Genomic DNA, 15,525 nt, shown 5'->3' with positions numbered 1-15,525 from the left:
CTTTGCAAATATGCTTGTCTATCTTTATTCACATACCATTTTTGAATGGCATAAAATATTAACAAAAAGGATGAGATAAATCACATGAATCTATCCGATATAAAAAAAGAATATAATGCGGTATTCAGCTTAGGACAAAACTGCTGGCCTGCTTGGGCATTATATCAATTAGAATTATCACCATTTTTTGGCGTTATTGATTTTATGCTAAGCCCCTCATTAGAAAAAGTGAATGTATTATTACAAAATCGATTTGACCGCTTTTTAAATTTCGAAAATTTATCCTTCATCTCATTTTGGGATGATGATGCAAAATTAAGATTAAGGGACAACCTTTATGAAATTGACTCCTGTCATGACTTTAAAACAGATGTAAACACACCAACTTCTTGGCCTTCTTATACAGAAATTAAGTTAAACTATGAACATCGTATTAATCGTTTTCTAGCTACAATTGAAACGGCAGAATCCATATTATTTATTCGAACTGGAGGAACATATGAAGAAGCATGTTCCCTAGAACAAATTTTATCTCAAATCGTTACACATACATTCTCTGTCCTGTTACTAATTCCTGCCGATATACCAACTATCACCCAAGAAGATTGGGGATTACAACGTGTTTGCGTTATGAAATGTCCTATTATGGATGTATACCAATACAATGAAGCATTTTGGAAAAACTTATTTGATGGAATTATGATTAGACCATATTCTTAAATACATGACACCTTTACTACAAAACACATTATAATCTTCCTTATACAAAAAAAATAAGGAGTGATTGTATATGTATCCACGTGCAAAGGCTTTTGGCATTGCTATACATCACGGGCGTCTTCTCGTACAAGAATATCATTCAGCCGATGAAACATTTTACCGACCTCTTGGTGGTTCAATTGAACTTGGTGAACAATCAGCACATACCGTTATTCGTGAATTTAGGGAAGAGCTTCATACAGAAGTGGAAATCACCAATTATTTAGGTTGTTTAGAAAATGTCTTTCATCTAGATGGAGACATTGGTCATGAAATCATTCAACTATATTCTTTGCGTTTATTAGACACGTCACTATATGAAATGAAAATATTAAATATACAAGATGAGGAAACAGTAGCGTATGCGAAATGGATTCCTATTACGGCATTCATTCAGAAAGAAAAAATATTATATCCGGATGGAGTTTTAAAATACATCCAAAAGAAAAAAGACGAAATCCTATAGGATCTCGTCTTTCTTTTCATATATTAACCAATATCTCCAAGACGTAGTACATCACGAGCAATCATAACTTCTTCGTCAGTTGGAATTACGATAATTTTTACTGGAGAGTGTGGGAAGCTGATGAATGCTTCTTCACCGAATACGTTATTACGTTTTGCATCAAAGTATACGCCCATGTACTCAAGGCCTTCTAATACGCGCTCACGAATAATCGCACTGTTTTCACCTACACCAGCTGTGAAGATGATTGCGTCTACACCTTTCATACGAGCAGTGTAAGAACCGATGTATTTGTGGATACGGCTTACGAATACATCAAGTGCTACTTTCGCACGGTGGTCGCCTTCTTCTTCTTTCGCAATGATGTCACGTAGGTCACTAGAGTAACCAGTAAGACCTAACATACCACTCTTCTTGTTTAATACGTTAACTACTTCTTCTACTGTTTGGCCTGTTTTTTCCATGATGTATGGAATTAACGCAGGGTCAAGGTTACCAGAACGTGTACCCATTGTTACACCAGCAAGTGGAGTGAAGCCCATAGAAGTATCGATAGATTTACCGCCTTCTACTGCTGCGATACTTGCACCGTTACCTAAGTGACAAGAAAGTAAGCTTAAGCTTTCAATTGGACGACCTAATAATTCAGCCGCACGCTCAGTTACATATTTATGAGAAGTTCCGTGGAAACCGTATTTACGGATGCCGAATTTTTCATAGTACTCATATGGTAGGCTGTATAGGAATGCAGATTCCGGCATTGTTTGGTGGAATGCTGTATCGAATACTGCTACTGCTGGTACGTTTGGTAATACTTCTTGGAATGCTTTAATACCAACAACGTTTGCTGGGTTATGAAGTGGTGCTAAATCGCTTAATTCTTCGATATCAGCTAATACTTCATCAGTAATTAAAACAGAGTCAGCAAATTTTTCGCCGCCGTGAACAACACGGTGACCGATACCGCCAATCTCATCTAGAGATTTAACGATTCCGTTTTCAGTTAATTTTTTTAGAAGCATATTAACTGCTACTGCGTGATCTGGAATGTTTGTAATTTCTTTTTGTTTTTCGCCATCTACAGTAATAGTGAAGATACTATCTTCTAAACCGATACGTTCTACTAAACCTTTTGTTAATACTGTTTCACTTGGCATTTCAAATAATTGGAATTTTAAGGAAGAGCTTCCTGCGTTAATCGCGATGATTTTTGACATCTAGTCTTTCGCCCCTTTTTCTCTTGGTAGTTGTGTGGATGTTTCCACAAACCGCTCGATTTTATCTGTTCAAATTCACTAAATATGAAAACGTTTCATCATTAGCAAATTTTATACTCACGATTTTAATTTAAACATCGTCCGACATATATTTCAAGTGAAAAAATTGTAACACCAAGAAAAAATATATATTACAGATTTCAAAAAAATTCAGTTAAATCTTGTATATATTTAAAAATATGACATATTATATAAAACTGTACTACATGAATCACTAATGCTGTTACATATACCTAGCTTTATTTATGTGTTGCAAACCAAGTATTTAATTGATCCATAATGTCTTCCATCGCCTTCATGTTAGAGAATTTAGGCAACTCCACTAATAACGCCTGTTTTGGCATTGTTACATTAGCGCCTTTCTTTTGGAGAACAAATATACTTTTTGCATTTTTCTCGTTTTTAAACATGGAAACAGGAAGCTGTAATAACCCTTGAATAAAGCATGTTTTTTTAATAAATGCATGTAATTTTGGTGCCTGGTCACTTTCAAAAATGAAGTTTGGTACTAAGAAGAATAAGTACCCGCCCTCTTTCGTATGTTTCACACTTTGTTCAATAAATAAGTGATGGGCATATGACATTCCTTCATCTGCTTTTAATTTATATTCACTTGCACCGATTTCGTTTGGATAATAACCAACTGGCAAGTCTGAAACGACTGCATCAACTGGATCGATATAAAGTGGTGCTAGTCCATCTTGATGGAAGAATTCGATTGCATGCTTTTGTAAATTTGCATTTACTAAAGCAAGTTTAATTAGCACTTCATCCACTTCTACACCAAATCCACTCATTGTTAGTCCTTCTTTGGCGCTATTAAACACTGTAGTCATTAAGTTACCTGTTCCAATTGCAGGATCTAAAACTGTAATTTCATTTTGCCCTTGCATAAATTTATGGAATAAATAACTCATAAACATACCAACTGCATCAGGTGTCATTTCATGATTCGCTTGTACGCCTTCTTTCATTCCTTTTAAGATGGCTAACTGAAATGCTTTACGAATTTCTTCACCTTTATATGTTTCTTCATTAAACGTACTATATTCACGATTCAGCCTTTCAATTGCTGATTCGGATAATTCTTCTTGTAAAATCGCTCCCTCAAACAAGTTATCACCTGTCTCTACAAGCGCCTCTAAATATGTTACATCTAATTCTTTACGTAAAACTACCGCAGAAGAATCAAAAATAGAAAATAATGTTTCTACTGTCTGACTCACGTACATTCCTCCTTCTCTCTTTTACACATAACTTATATCATACCACAAAGTGTTTTTTTCCAAAAAGAAAAAGCGACCTCCTGTAAAGAGCTCCCTTTTAAGTTATATATGATATAACGTTTTTTCTCATATATCGATGCCGTTACAGAGCAATATATGAGAAAAAACGACCTCTTTATAAGAGGTCATTTCCTTCACATTACTTCGCAGATTTAGCTGCTTCTAATGCTGCTTCATAGTTTGGATGGCTTGTACCTTCGCTTACGTACTCTGCGTAAACTACTTTGTCGTTGCTATCTACTACGAATACTGCACGAGCAAGTAAACGAAGCTCTTTCATTACTAAGCCGTAAGCTTCACCGAATGAAAGGTCACGGTGGTCAGAAAGTGTTACAACATTTTCTAAACCGTTTGCTGCACACCAGCGTTTTTGAGCGAATGGTAAATCAGCGCTAATTGTTAATACTTTCGCGTTTTCAATACCTGCTGCATCTTGGTTAAAACGACGTGTTTGTGCATCACAAACACCTGTGTCGATTGAAGGTACAACACTAATTAATTTCACTTCGCCTTTGTATGTTTCTAAACTTACTGGAGATAAGTCGTTTGCTAATACTTGGAAGTTTGGCGCTTGATCGCCAACTTTAACTTCTGTTCCAACTAAAGTCATTGGATTACCTTTAAAAGTTACGTTTGCCACTTGAAAATCCTCCCTTATTTAAACAAAATATGTACAATGTAAATGATAGTTTGTCCCTATCGATAATGCAAATAAAATCGCTTTATTTACAAAAAAATTAAAGAAGCTAACCTATTGATTAGCTTCTTTATTCGTTAAATTTGAAATTCAGGATCATCTTCTTTTCGTTTATCCATCATTTCTTTCACTTTATCAACAGCTTGTGGAGCTAATTCAATTATTTTATCGATGACGTGTGTTTGTTTATCTAAGTGCAATACTTTCACACCATCTCCATTTATAACAAGAAAGGCAACAGGATTAATAGAAACTCCTCCACCACTTCCCCCGCCAAATGGATGGCGGCCTGAATGTTCTACTTTACCAAATTCACTTCCACCAGCAGCAAATCCAAAACTTACTTTCGAAACAGTAAGAATTACACTTCCATCTGCCGCTTTAATTGGGTCACCAACAATGGTATTTACATCAGTCATTTGTTTTAAATGCTGCATTGCGGTTGTCATTAAACCTTGAATTGGATGGTCCATTCTATATCCCCCCTATGCTTGAACAGATTTTTCTGTCATACCAGATCTTTGCTTCCTCATAAATATGAGCAATTTCACCGCTGTTTTTATAGTGCGGAATATCCGAAAAGATGCTGTTAACTCACATCTTGACGCAAATCCTTTCCCTTGAAAAACAGGAGTAATTTCAAATTCTGGTACATCGACAATATGCATATATTGTCCGACAACTCCAGCAGCCATACCTTTTGTCCCCCATGCATATCCAGTGACAATTCCAGTACTAGCTGCGTCGCCTGCTCCAATTTGTGTATGCCATTTCCAACCATTGATTTTCACTCGTTTGAGAAAATCTTTAACAATAGTATGAACTTCTTGAAGCTTTTTTATCAGTTCACCAATGCTGTCAAGTTGCGCCATAATTTTATTATCGAGTCCGCCGTCCTCTTCAGCTTTTTCGATTTTCTGTCCTGTCTTTTTCTGCTGTTTTTCAATTCTTTCCAACACATCAAATGTATATCGAATCATCCATATTTTCACTTGAAGCAAACATTGCTTTTCCATTTCTGAATATAAAAATGTCACCTTAAGCTTTATTTTCGACAATAGTATAAACAAAATAAAAAGAAGAAGAATTATTATTCCAATTACGAACCACTTCATACGTATCATCCTTTCACTCCGTACCCATTATCGACAACTTTATTCATCATTAAACAGGGTTCTATAAGATTGAATATAAAAATTTTTCTAAAAATAAAAAGGTATTTTGACAATTTATATCGAAATATATTATTTGAACATATCATCAGGGAACGGACTCTAATGATATGTAGCACGAAAAACAGAAAATTTAACTGCAGTGGAGGGATACATAATGGCAGATCGTCGCAATTTATTTTTCTTTTATGGTGATGACAAAGCAACGCTCGTTGAAAAAATGAAACCAATCTATCGTATTTTAGAAGAGAATGGATTTACCATATTAGATCATCCAAAAAATGCAAACGCTATCGTCAGTGTTGGAGATGATGCAACCTTCTTACAAGCCGTTCGTAAAACTGGTTTTAGAGAAGATTGTTTATACGCAGGGATTTCTACGAAAGATGAAATTTCTTTCTACTGCGATTTCCATATTGATCACGTTGATACAGCCCTTCAAGAAATTACAAAAAATGAAATTGAAGTGCGTAAATATCCAACAATTCAGGTAGATGTAGATGGCAGTACATCTTTCCATTGTTTAAATGAGTTCTCATTACGTTCTAGCATTATTAAAACATTCGTTGTAGATGTTCACGTTGATGATTTATATTTCGAAACTTTTAGAGGGGACGGTTTAGTAGTTTCTACCCCAACAGGAAGTACTGCTTACAATAAATCATTGCATGGTGCAGTTGTTGACCCGCTTATCCCATGTTTCCAAGTAAGCGAACTAGCATCTTTAAACAACAACACTTACCGTACGCTCGGTTCACCTTTCATTTTAAATCACGAACGTACATTAACTTTAAAACTAAGACCAGACGGTAACGATTATCCTGTTATCGGCATGGATAACGAAGCGCTTAGTATTAAACAAGTGGAAAAAGCTGTTGTACGCTTAAGCGATAAACAAATTAAAACAGTTAAATTAAAAAACAACTCTTTCTGGGAAAAAGTACAGAGAACGTTTTTATAGGATTAAAATAACCGCAGAATTATGGAATTCCATAATTCTGCGGTTATTTATTTACCCCGATTGGCGCGGACAATAATCTCTTACTATCCGGCCGTTATTCTTGTCAGTTTTTGTCGGTAAGTCGATATATTCCGATAATCGCTCATATATTTTTACGCATCTTTTCTATAGACAACTTGGCCATCTATTACGGTCATTTCTACTTCTACTTCTTTTATTTCTTCTGCCTCAATTTCAAACATATTGCGGTCTAATATTGTAAAGTCTGCTTCATATCCTTTTGTAATTTGCCCTCGCTTCGCTTCTTTTCCAATTGCATAGGCACTTCCTGTTGTAAATAAAGAAACAGCCTCATATACCGTTAATCTTTCCTCAGGCATATAGCATACACCGTCAATAAAACTTCTACGTGTAACAGCGCTATATATGCCTAAAAACGGATTCACTTGTTCAATAGGAGCATCTGAACCACCGTTGCAGTGTAATCCTGCTTCCAGTAACGTCTTCCAAGCGTACGCATAACGAAGACGGCGCTCTCCTAGTTTTTCAATGACTGACGGAAAATCTGATGAAAGGAAGACTGGCTGTATATCTATAATGGCTTGCAAGTTTTTCATTCTTTCAATTAACTCCTCACGAGCAAGCTGACAATGAATAATGCGGTCACGTAACCCTTTTGCTTGTGGATATAATTCGAGTGCATCAATGACATATTCAAGCGATAAATCACCGATAGTATGAATCGCAACTGGCATATGTAAATCTCGTGCTTTCTTCACTAATTCTGCAAGTTCTTCACGTGAGAAAATCGCAACCCCATTCGTTTCCTTCGCATCTTCATACGGTTCACTTAATAATGCTGTTCTTCCGCCAAAAGAACCGTCAGAAAAAATTTTCATTGCCCCAAATTCAATATAATGTTCATTTTCATATTCTTTTCGTTCATGTGCTACTTCATGGTGAACGAGCAAATGGGCTTTAAATGGCATTTCTTTTATCACATGAGAAAACGCATTATGCGTTTTTCTAAAACCACCATAATAATTTAAATCTTCCGTATGCCCGCCAACAAGTCCGTATTTCCAGCAATCTTTAATCGCTGTTTGCAGAGCTCTTTGTAAATAAGCTTCATCAATTTCTGGCTGAACATGTTTAATTAATTCTTGCCCTTGTTCATATAAAAGTCCTGTTAACTTATTTGATGAATCCCTGCCAATTTTCCCGCCTTTTGGATCTTCTGTCGCTTCTGTTATATTCACTTCTTGCAGTATGTATGAATTCACCCATGTAACGTGACGACAAACTCTCTTTAATAAAATAGGATGGTCTTTCGAAATTTCATCTAAATCACGCGCGTGAACATCTTTCGTATCTGTAAAGTTATTTTCATTCCATCCTTCTCCAATAATCCAAGAGCCCTTTGGAGCTTCTTCCACTCGCTTCTGAACAAGAGCCAGTACTTCGCTATAAGATGTACAATTTGATAAATCTAGACGGAGTAATCTCTCTCCATGCCCAATAAGATGCATATGGCTATCAACGAGACCTGGGATCATTGTTTTTCCTTTTAGGTCATGTAACTTTACGTTTGAATATCTGCTTTCTAATTCTCCCTTATTACCAGCATCAACAATTATGCCGTTTTCAACGTAAACAGCGTCCACTTTTTCATTTTCTTCTCTCATTGTGTAAATGGTGCCGCCATACCAAATTTCTCCCATATATCCCATCTCCTTTATTTTTTATTGTATAAAAAAAAGCACCATTTCAAAACATGGTGCTTTTCTAAAAATTACTTTTGTTCAGTAGTAGACGTTGTAACTTGCCATTCAATATTAAATTTATCTTTTACTTGTCCGTATGCTGGGCTCCAGAATGTTTCTTGAAGTGGCATGATAACTTCTCCACCTTCTTGTAACTTATCGAATACTTCTTTTGCTTTTTCTGCATTACTAATTTGAATTGCGATTGTTACTTGAGATCCGATTGCATGTCCTTGACCTGGGAATGTATCAGAAATCATAAGATCCGTATTACCAACTTTTAAAGTAGCGTGTAAAACACGCTCTTTCGCTTCAGCTGGAATCGGGTATTCTGGATTTTCAGGCATGTCACCAAAAGTTTGCATGACTTCTACTTTTGCATCTAAAGCCTCTTTATAAAACTGTACAGCTTCTTGCCCACTACCATCTAAAACTAAGTACGGATTAATCCCTAAAATCATACGGACACCTCTTTTTTAAGTTTATAAAATCGAACTTGTGTTCGTTTTTATATTATCATTGTTTTGCATTTCATTCAACTATTTACTTCACTGTTTTCAAAATTATTTTGACGGAATCTCCATCTCTTGTTTTCTAAGTTCAATACGGCGAATTTTTCCAGAAATCGTTTTTGGTAGTTCATCTACAAATTCAATTTTGCGAGGGTATTTATATGGTGCAGTGAGTTCTTTGACGTGTTGTTGGAGTGTTGGAATTAATGTTTCTTCGTTCTTTTCTATATTCTCTCTTAATACGATAAATGCCTTCACGACACTTCCACGAATTTCATCAGGACTTGCGACAACTGCACATTCTCTTACGTAAGGATGTTTTACAAGTGCATCCTCTACTTCAAACGGCCCGATTGTATAACCAGAGCTAATAATGATATCATCACCGCGCCCTTCAAACCAGAAGTAGCCGTCTTCATCTTTCTTCGCTTTATCACCTGTAATATAATAATCACCGCGGAATTGCATCGCTGTACGTTCATCGTCTTTGTAATATTGTTTAAAGAGGGCCGGCGTTTCAATGTGAACTGCAATATCACCAACTTCGCCTACTTTAACTGGAGTACCTTCCTCATTTACGATATCGACGTGGTTACCTGGCGTTGGTTTCCCCATTGAACCTGGTCTAATATCCATCCCTTTCATTACACCAACAAGTAATGTATTTTCCGTTTGCCCATAGCCGTCTCTCACTGTAATATGAAAGTGCTTTTGGAACGTTCCAATGACTTCTCTATTTAACGGCTCACCTGCTGATACAGCGCTATGTAATGCCTCTAAATTGTACTGGCTTAAATCTTCTACCTTTGCCATTAATCTATACTCAGTCGGTGTACAACAAAGTACATTTACCTTATTATCGTCTAATAAGTTCAGGTACGTTTTCGGTTCAAACTTACCGTGATATACAAACCCTGTTGCCCCTGATCCTAGCGTTGCTAAAAACGGGCTCCAAATCCACTTTTGCCAGCCTGGACTAGCTGTTGCCCATACAATATCATTCTCTTCAATTCCGAGCCAATTTGGAGCGCTCGTACGTAAATGAGCGTATGCCCACGCATGTGTATGAACGACACCTTTTGGATTTCCTGTCGTTCCTGACGTGTAAGATAAAAAGACCATATCTTCTTTATCTGTCTTCGCCATTTCTAACCTGTCACTCTCTGTTTCTAACGCTGTTTTTAAATTAATCCATCCATCTACTGACTGCTCGCTCAGGACAAATTTTCGAAGAGATTCCATCGCTTCTATATCATCAAACTGCCTAATATACGGCTCATAGCTTACTATCGCTTTTACTTCTCCATGTCCAATTCGATATTCTATATCTTTTTTACGTAACATTTCCGAGCTTGGAATTACGACAAATCCTGCTTTAATAGCAGCAATATACGTCATGTACGCTTCAATTAAACGCGGCATCATAATAAGAAGCTTGTCCCCTTTTTGCAAACCACTTTTTATAAAAGCGTTTCCAATTTTATTCGCACCTTGCATTAATTCAGCGTATGTAACTTCCCTTCGATTCCCTTTATCATCTTGCCAAATTAAAGCTAATTTCCCTTTATCACCCGTATATTTCTCTATTTCAGAAACTAAATTATAAGACGGTGGCGCCAACAATTCTTCTCGCTTCATAAAATATCCTCCCTTTTCTTTATGCCTCCTTTATATAATAAAGAATTTTCTGTTAATTTTGAACCCTCTTCTTTTGACAAATTTTTCAGTTCTGTCGAATTACTAAATGAAATTACATCAACTTACCGACAAATGGCAACACAAAAAAGAAAGAGCGGGAGAACCCGCTCTTTCTAAGCCATCATATGGGATTATTTTTGGTAACCGCCTAATTGTTGCTCAGCTAGTGAAACTAGACGTTTAGTGATTTCACCACCAACAGAACCGTTAGCGCGAGCTGTTGCATCAGCTCCAAGTTGAACACCAAACTCTTGAGCGATTTCGTATTTCATTTGGTCTAATGCTGATTCAGCACCAGGAACCGCTAATTTATTTGTGCTACGTGACATGTTATATCACCTCCTTGTGAGTATAGAGTGTGATAAATAACATGACTTCATACACGTTTTAGATATGGTAATTTATGGTTTAGAAAAGTTCTTCAAATTTTTCTTCTTCCGCCACTACTTCTATCGTTTGTAATACCATTGTTTCTTTGTTCGCTACAGCTTCATCGATTAATGGTGTGAAATCGTATTTCGCTTCAAAACGATTTGCTTTTTCACGTTTCGGCTTCGTCGCTGGGCTTGCTGGTGTAAATACAGTACAGCAATCTTCATATGGACGAATTGAAATATCATACGTGCCGATTTCTTCAGCGATTTTAATAATCTCTAATTTATCCATCGTAATAAGCGGACGAATAACTGGGTAGTTTGTTACTTCGTTAATCGTATGCATACTATCTAACGTTTGGCTTGCTACTTGCCCAAGACTTTCACCAGTCGTAATTGCAAGTGCGTTACGCTCCTCAGCAATACGTTCTGTAATACGCATCATCATACGGCGCATAACCGTCATTGAATAGCTAGATGGGATTTCTTTATTAATCGTTTTTTGCACTTCTGTAAACGGAACAAGGTGAAGCGTTACTCGTTTACAATACTTCGTTAACTCTTGCGCTAAATCGATTACTTTTTGTTTTGCACGCTCACTTGTGAAAGGTGGACTATGGAAGTGAACTGCTTCCACAGATACGCCGCGTTTCATCGTTAAGTAAGCTGCTACTGGGCTATCAATACCACCAGAAAGAAGTACCATTACTTTTCCGCCAACGCCAACTGGTAAACCGCCAGCTCCCATACGCTCATCACACATAATGTAGCTATAACCACTGCGAATTTCTACACGTACATTTACATCTGGATTATGAACATCTACAGTAATATCTTCTGTATTTTCTAGAATGTGTCCACCAATCTCAGGTAATAATTCCATCGTTCTCATTGGGAAATGCTTATAAGAACGGTGTACAGTAATTTTAAATGTTTTCACATCGCCTTTTACTTGTAAGAAAGCTGCTAATGCACCTTCTTTAATGTCTTCTAATTCTGATGGTACTTTCATCGCTAAGTTAAATTTATGAATGCCAAATACATCTTTCAATCTTTCAGATACCGCTTCATGATCTTCGCCATTTAACTGGATGTACATACGGTCATGTGTTGCATCGATTTTAATATTTGGGAATTTTTTCAGTTTGAACTTCACGTTATCTTTTAATGTGCTTACAAATTTAGAACGGTTCTTACCTTTTGTCGTCATTTCTCCATAACGCACTAAAATATATTCATATTTCAACATAATTTCTTTACCTCATCACTTCATATAATTTTGGCATCGTCTCTTTTACAATACCTTCAAATTGTTTTACTTCTTCCATTGTGTTTTCTGGTGCCAAACTAATACGAATAGCGCTTGCAGCTGCTGCATGCGGCACTCCCATTGACACTAACACTCTGCTCACTTCATTTGCTTTTGAAGAACAAGCAGATTTCGTTGACACATATACACCGTGTTCTTCTAAAGCATGAACGACTACTTCTGGTTTTAAACCAACAAATGATACATTTAAAATGTGCGGTGCTGCATATGCAAGCGACGTGTTAATCGTTACATCTTCCATCTCTTTAAAGAAACGAACAAGCTCTGCTTGTAAACTTTGCAAATGAGCTACCTTTTCTTTCACTTGTTCCATTGTCATGCGAAGTGCTTTCACCATCGCTACAATGCCAGGTAAATTCTCTGTACCAGAGCGATACTTAAGCTCTTGTTGACCACCTGATAAAATCGGATCTAATCTTACGCCATCGCGTACATAAAGAAGACCTGTTCCTTTTACACTGTGGAATTTATGTCCAGATATTGAGCAAAGATCAATATGAGAAGCATATAAATCAAGCGGTACTTTTCCTATCCCTTGTACATGATCTACATGGAATCTTATTTTCGGATGATTCGATAATAACGTTCCAATTTCAGCAACGGGTTGAATTGCTCCGGTTTCGTTGTTCACATGAATAATTGACACAAGAATCGTATCTTCACGAAGCGCTCGTTTCACATCTTCTACCGATACAACACCATGCTCGTTAACCGGTAAATATGTTACATCAAACCCGAGTTCTTCTAATTGCTTATATGCTTCAAACACAGACGCGTGTTCAATATTTGTTGTAATGATATGTTTGCCACGCGAACGATTCCTCATCGCTATCCCTTTAATCGCAAGGTTATTTCCTTCCGTTCCACCTGATGTAAAAATAATTTCAGAAGGTTTAACACGAAGAAGCTGCGCTGCAATCGTTCTTGATTGTGTTAATAGACGCTCTGCCTCTCCTCCAAGCGAATGAATAGAAGAAGGATTACCAAAATATTTCCCAGCAACCGTCACGTACGATTGAAGAGCTTCTGGATATGGCTTCGTCGTCGCACTATTATCAAAATAGATCATCGTTCTTCCCCTTTCAGCGCTATCACATCGTATAATCATATCATAAATACGTGTCATTACGCTAAGACTACGCAAAGGTTCCGTTTTATCTCGATTGGTGAAGGCTAATAATTGGCGAGGATGCCCTCCCATTACAGTTTCACTTTATCCCGCGTTAACGGGCAATAAGACTCTCACCTCAAAATCCAGTTAGAGCAAAGAAGTTAGATGGGAGATTAACTGCCCGTAAATGTCCGATTGGTGAAGGCTAGTAATCAGTGGGGATGAATCCTCCCACCGATTACAGTTTCACTTTATTTTGAAACGAATAACCTTGCTGTATTCCGCTATTCATTATAGCAACATCGCCTGCAAAATTACATAAAAAAACAAACCCTTTTATGAAAGGGTTTGTTCATTGTCTACATATTCAGCTATTTTTTGAACAACGCCAGGTTCAAGTTGCTCTAACACTGAAGCCGCTTGTTCTAAAGCTGCATCGTATTGGTATTCACGGAATAATTTCTCAGCATAATTTAAACTTTCTGCTAGGTTTTCATCATGACTACGGTAACGGTTACCGTACTGAATTAATTTTTCCACTAAATATGCTTGTCCAATTAACTCTTCTGTCATTTCAGCTACACCGTTCACAGTTGTGTATGCTTCTTCTAAACTGCTATTTACAGCGTTCATATTTAACGGCTTCACTTCTAATTGTTCATATACAGCTTGCATTGCCATTTGCCCTCTTTTTAAATCTTCCATAATACTCTCTGGAAGACCTGGCAAATTCGACTTTTGCATAAAGCGTTTCGTTTCGAAAATAGTATTTCGCATTTCTTGTAACTTCTCACGTGCTTCAAATTCTTCTTTGCGCATCGTTTGCAGCATTTCTTTATATTCTGCATGAAGTACTTTTAACGTTTCACATTGCTCATAAACCTCTTCTAGTTCCTCGCGAATAATAGAGAAGGCAATATCTTGTTCTGCAACGCGTAATTGTAGCATTTCAAAACGTTTCGTTAAAATGTGCATTTGCTTTTCAATTACTTTTTGAGACTCAATGTCTTTATCTTGTAACTGATAGCTTTGTTTCACAAGTTGTGTTTCTGTTTTCGTTTCAATCGTTTCGATGCGCATTTCTTCTAAATCATTATAAACAGAAAGTGTTTTTTGCTCCACATAATGTCTCGCATGTACTTCTTGTTCCAGTTGATCGTAGAAGCCATCTAAACGTGTTTTTAAGTTTTCTACTTTTTCAGCCGCTTCTGTTATATGAAGCTCCTGTATATCCATTAAACATGTTTGTAGTTGTTTCGTCATATCACGAACTTCTTTAGGGACTTCCAAATAATCTAATACATAACCTTGTCTTACCATATCATTGTGTCCGTGTAATAAATCTTCCAGCTGAACTGGTAACGTCGCTTGACACTCTACCAATAAATCTGGAATTTGGTGAATAATGATTTCTAAATCTGCTAAACCTTCTTCCAAACTAATAACAATTTCTCTCGCTTTTAAATAGTCGCCATTGTTTGTCGCTTCTTCAAAGGTTTTAAATTTCTCAGATTCAGCGTCTAGCATCTCTTCGATTTTCTGCTCTGCTGCTCCATACATATGTCTATGAGCAAGAACACTCTTTTTCATACTACGATATGTATCACGTAACCCTTCAATTTCCGAGCTATTTTTCTCATGGCTTTCTAACAATTGCTGTAATTCATTTAAAATGTCCGTAATACGATTATCAGCGTCATCTAAACCACTTATGGATTCGTTCATCGCATGCTTTGCTTTTCGGAAGGAGAATTGCGAGGCGAATTTTCGCGCTTGCGCTAAATCTTTGTCAGCTTTCGGAAGGGTTGTTGATACAATTTCATCCCATTCTTCACGCCATTTACCAAACAGTTCTTCTGTTTGACCCGTCATGTTTAAATCTTTTACCCGTTTTAGTTCATCTGCCACAGGTTTATCTTTTATCTCTTGTTTCCACTGCTCCAGTGCTTCAATATCTTTATATGAACGATTTCTTATCACAAGCTCTATCATGAGCAGCACTAGAATAGAGCTTACTACAATGATAACGATCGTCAGGATAGAATCCATGCAAAAAAGCCTCCTAGTTATATCTCTTTTTTTGTCCGTTCCGTTTATGAAATGGAAGGCATTATGTATA

Annotated in this window: 15 protein-coding genes; 3 read left to right on the top strand and 12 right to left on the bottom strand. The window is 36.8% G+C overall.

What is annotated here, in order from left to right:
• Nucleotides 1-84 precede the first annotated feature (84 nt).
• Nucleotides 85-720: a DUF1796 family putative cysteine peptidase gene (locus ACTFRY_RS01275; protein ID WP_016118718.1), complete on the top strand. Its 636-nt coding sequence runs from the start codon at nucleotides 85-87 to the stop codon at nucleotides 718-720.
• 70 nt (nucleotides 721-790) lie between these two features.
• Nucleotides 791-1,225: an NUDIX hydrolase gene (locus ACTFRY_RS01270; protein WP_000283468.1), complete on the top strand. Its 435-nt coding sequence runs from the start codon at nucleotides 791-793 to the stop codon at nucleotides 1,223-1,225.
• A gap of 23 nt (nucleotides 1,226-1,248) precedes the next feature.
• Here the strand turns inward: ACTFRY_RS01270 and ackA are convergent, their stop codons facing one another.
• The 5 genes from ackA to ACTFRY_RS01245 all read right to left on the bottom strand — a co-directional run bounded on the left by ackA (nucleotide 1,249) and on the right by ACTFRY_RS01245 (nucleotide 5,609).
• Entirely contained in the window at nucleotides 1,249-2,442 is a 1,194-nt protein-coding gene (gene ackA, locus ACTFRY_RS01265; protein ID WP_000034575.1) for an acetate kinase, read from the bottom strand.
• A gap of 299 nt (nucleotides 2,443-2,741) precedes the next feature.
• On the bottom strand, nucleotides 2,742-3,728 hold the full coding sequence (locus tag ACTFRY_RS01260; protein WP_136985957.1) for a class I SAM-dependent methyltransferase: 987 nt from the start codon (nucleotides 3,726-3,728) through the stop codon (nucleotides 2,742-2,744).
• Between the two features lie 199 nt (nucleotides 3,729-3,927).
• Complete coding sequence (gene tpx, locus ACTFRY_RS01255; RefSeq protein WP_000024525.1) at nucleotides 3,928-4,428, bottom strand: thiol peroxidase; 501 nt, start codon at nucleotides 4,426-4,428, stop codon at nucleotides 3,928-3,930.
• A 134-nt stretch (nucleotides 4,429-4,562) separates the two neighbouring features.
• Complete coding sequence (gene ytfJ / locus ACTFRY_RS01250) at nucleotides 4,563-4,958, bottom strand: GerW family sporulation protein (protein ID WP_000350003.1); 396 nt, start codon at nucleotides 4,956-4,958, stop codon at nucleotides 4,563-4,565.
• 12 nt (nucleotides 4,959-4,970) lie between these two features.
• Nucleotides 4,971-5,609, bottom strand: coding sequence for a DUF2953 domain-containing protein (locus ACTFRY_RS01245; protein ID WP_002098024.1), 639 nt, complete (start codon nucleotides 5,607-5,609; stop codon nucleotides 4,971-4,973).
• 205 nt (nucleotides 5,610-5,814) lie between these two features.
• On the opposite strand from ACTFRY_RS01245, the gene ACTFRY_RS01240 reads away from it, so the two are divergent.
• Entirely contained in the window at nucleotides 5,815-6,618 is an 804-nt protein-coding gene (locus tag ACTFRY_RS01240; RefSeq protein ID WP_000785177.1) for an NAD kinase, read from the top strand.
• Between the two features lie 152 nt (nucleotides 6,619-6,770).
• On the opposite strand, the gene ACTFRY_RS01235 is transcribed toward ACTFRY_RS01240, so the two are convergent.
• The 7 genes from ACTFRY_RS01235 to ezrA form a co-directional block, all read right to left on the bottom strand.
• Nucleotides 6,771-8,339: an amidohydrolase gene (locus ACTFRY_RS01235; RefSeq protein WP_098617029.1), complete on the bottom strand. Its 1,569-nt coding sequence runs from the start codon at nucleotides 8,337-8,339 to the stop codon at nucleotides 6,771-6,773.
• A gap of 71 nt (nucleotides 8,340-8,410) precedes the next feature.
• On the bottom strand, nucleotides 8,411-8,842 hold the full coding sequence (locus tag ACTFRY_RS01230; protein ID WP_000600350.1) for a VOC family protein: 432 nt from the start codon (nucleotides 8,840-8,842) through the stop codon (nucleotides 8,411-8,413).
• A 102-nt stretch (nucleotides 8,843-8,944) separates the two neighbouring features.
• The gene (mbcS, locus tag ACTFRY_RS01225) at nucleotides 8,945-10,531 is read right to left on the bottom strand and encodes an acyl-CoA synthetase MbcS (protein WP_000817770.1); all 1,587 of its coding nucleotides are present in this window, start codon (nucleotides 10,529-10,531) and stop codon (nucleotides 8,945-8,947) included.
• Between the two features lie 191 nt (nucleotides 10,532-10,722).
• Nucleotides 10,723-10,920 (bottom strand): alpha/beta-type small acid-soluble spore protein, encoded by a 198-nt coding sequence (locus ACTFRY_RS01220; protein WP_000091640.1) that lies wholly within the window; start codon nucleotides 10,918-10,920, stop codon nucleotides 10,723-10,725.
• A 79-nt stretch (nucleotides 10,921-10,999) separates the two neighbouring features.
• A complete protein-coding gene (gene thiI, locus ACTFRY_RS01215; protein ID WP_000922336.1) occupies nucleotides 11,000-12,214 on the bottom strand; it encodes a tRNA uracil 4-sulfurtransferase ThiI in 1,215 nt (404 codons plus the stop codon).
• Between the two features lie 7 nt (nucleotides 12,215-12,221).
• Nucleotides 12,222-13,364 (bottom strand): cysteine desulfurase family protein, encoded by a 1,143-nt coding sequence (locus tag ACTFRY_RS01210; protein ID WP_000638992.1) that lies wholly within the window; start codon nucleotides 13,362-13,364, stop codon nucleotides 12,222-12,224.
• 378 nt (nucleotides 13,365-13,742) lie between these two features.
• Nucleotides 13,743-15,455 (bottom strand): septation ring formation regulator EzrA, encoded by a 1,713-nt coding sequence (gene ezrA, locus ACTFRY_RS01205; RefSeq protein ID WP_098617028.1) that lies wholly within the window; start codon nucleotides 15,453-15,455, stop codon nucleotides 13,743-13,745.
• Nucleotides 15,456-15,525: the final 70 nt, after the last annotated feature.

This window comes from Bacillus cereus group sp. MYBK195-1 (assembly GCF_051916605.1).
Taxonomy (GTDB): Bacteria; Bacillota; Bacilli; order Bacillales; family Bacillaceae_G; genus Bacillus_A; species Bacillus_A cereus.
This window is presented reverse-complemented; position numbering and strand designations above follow the sequence as displayed.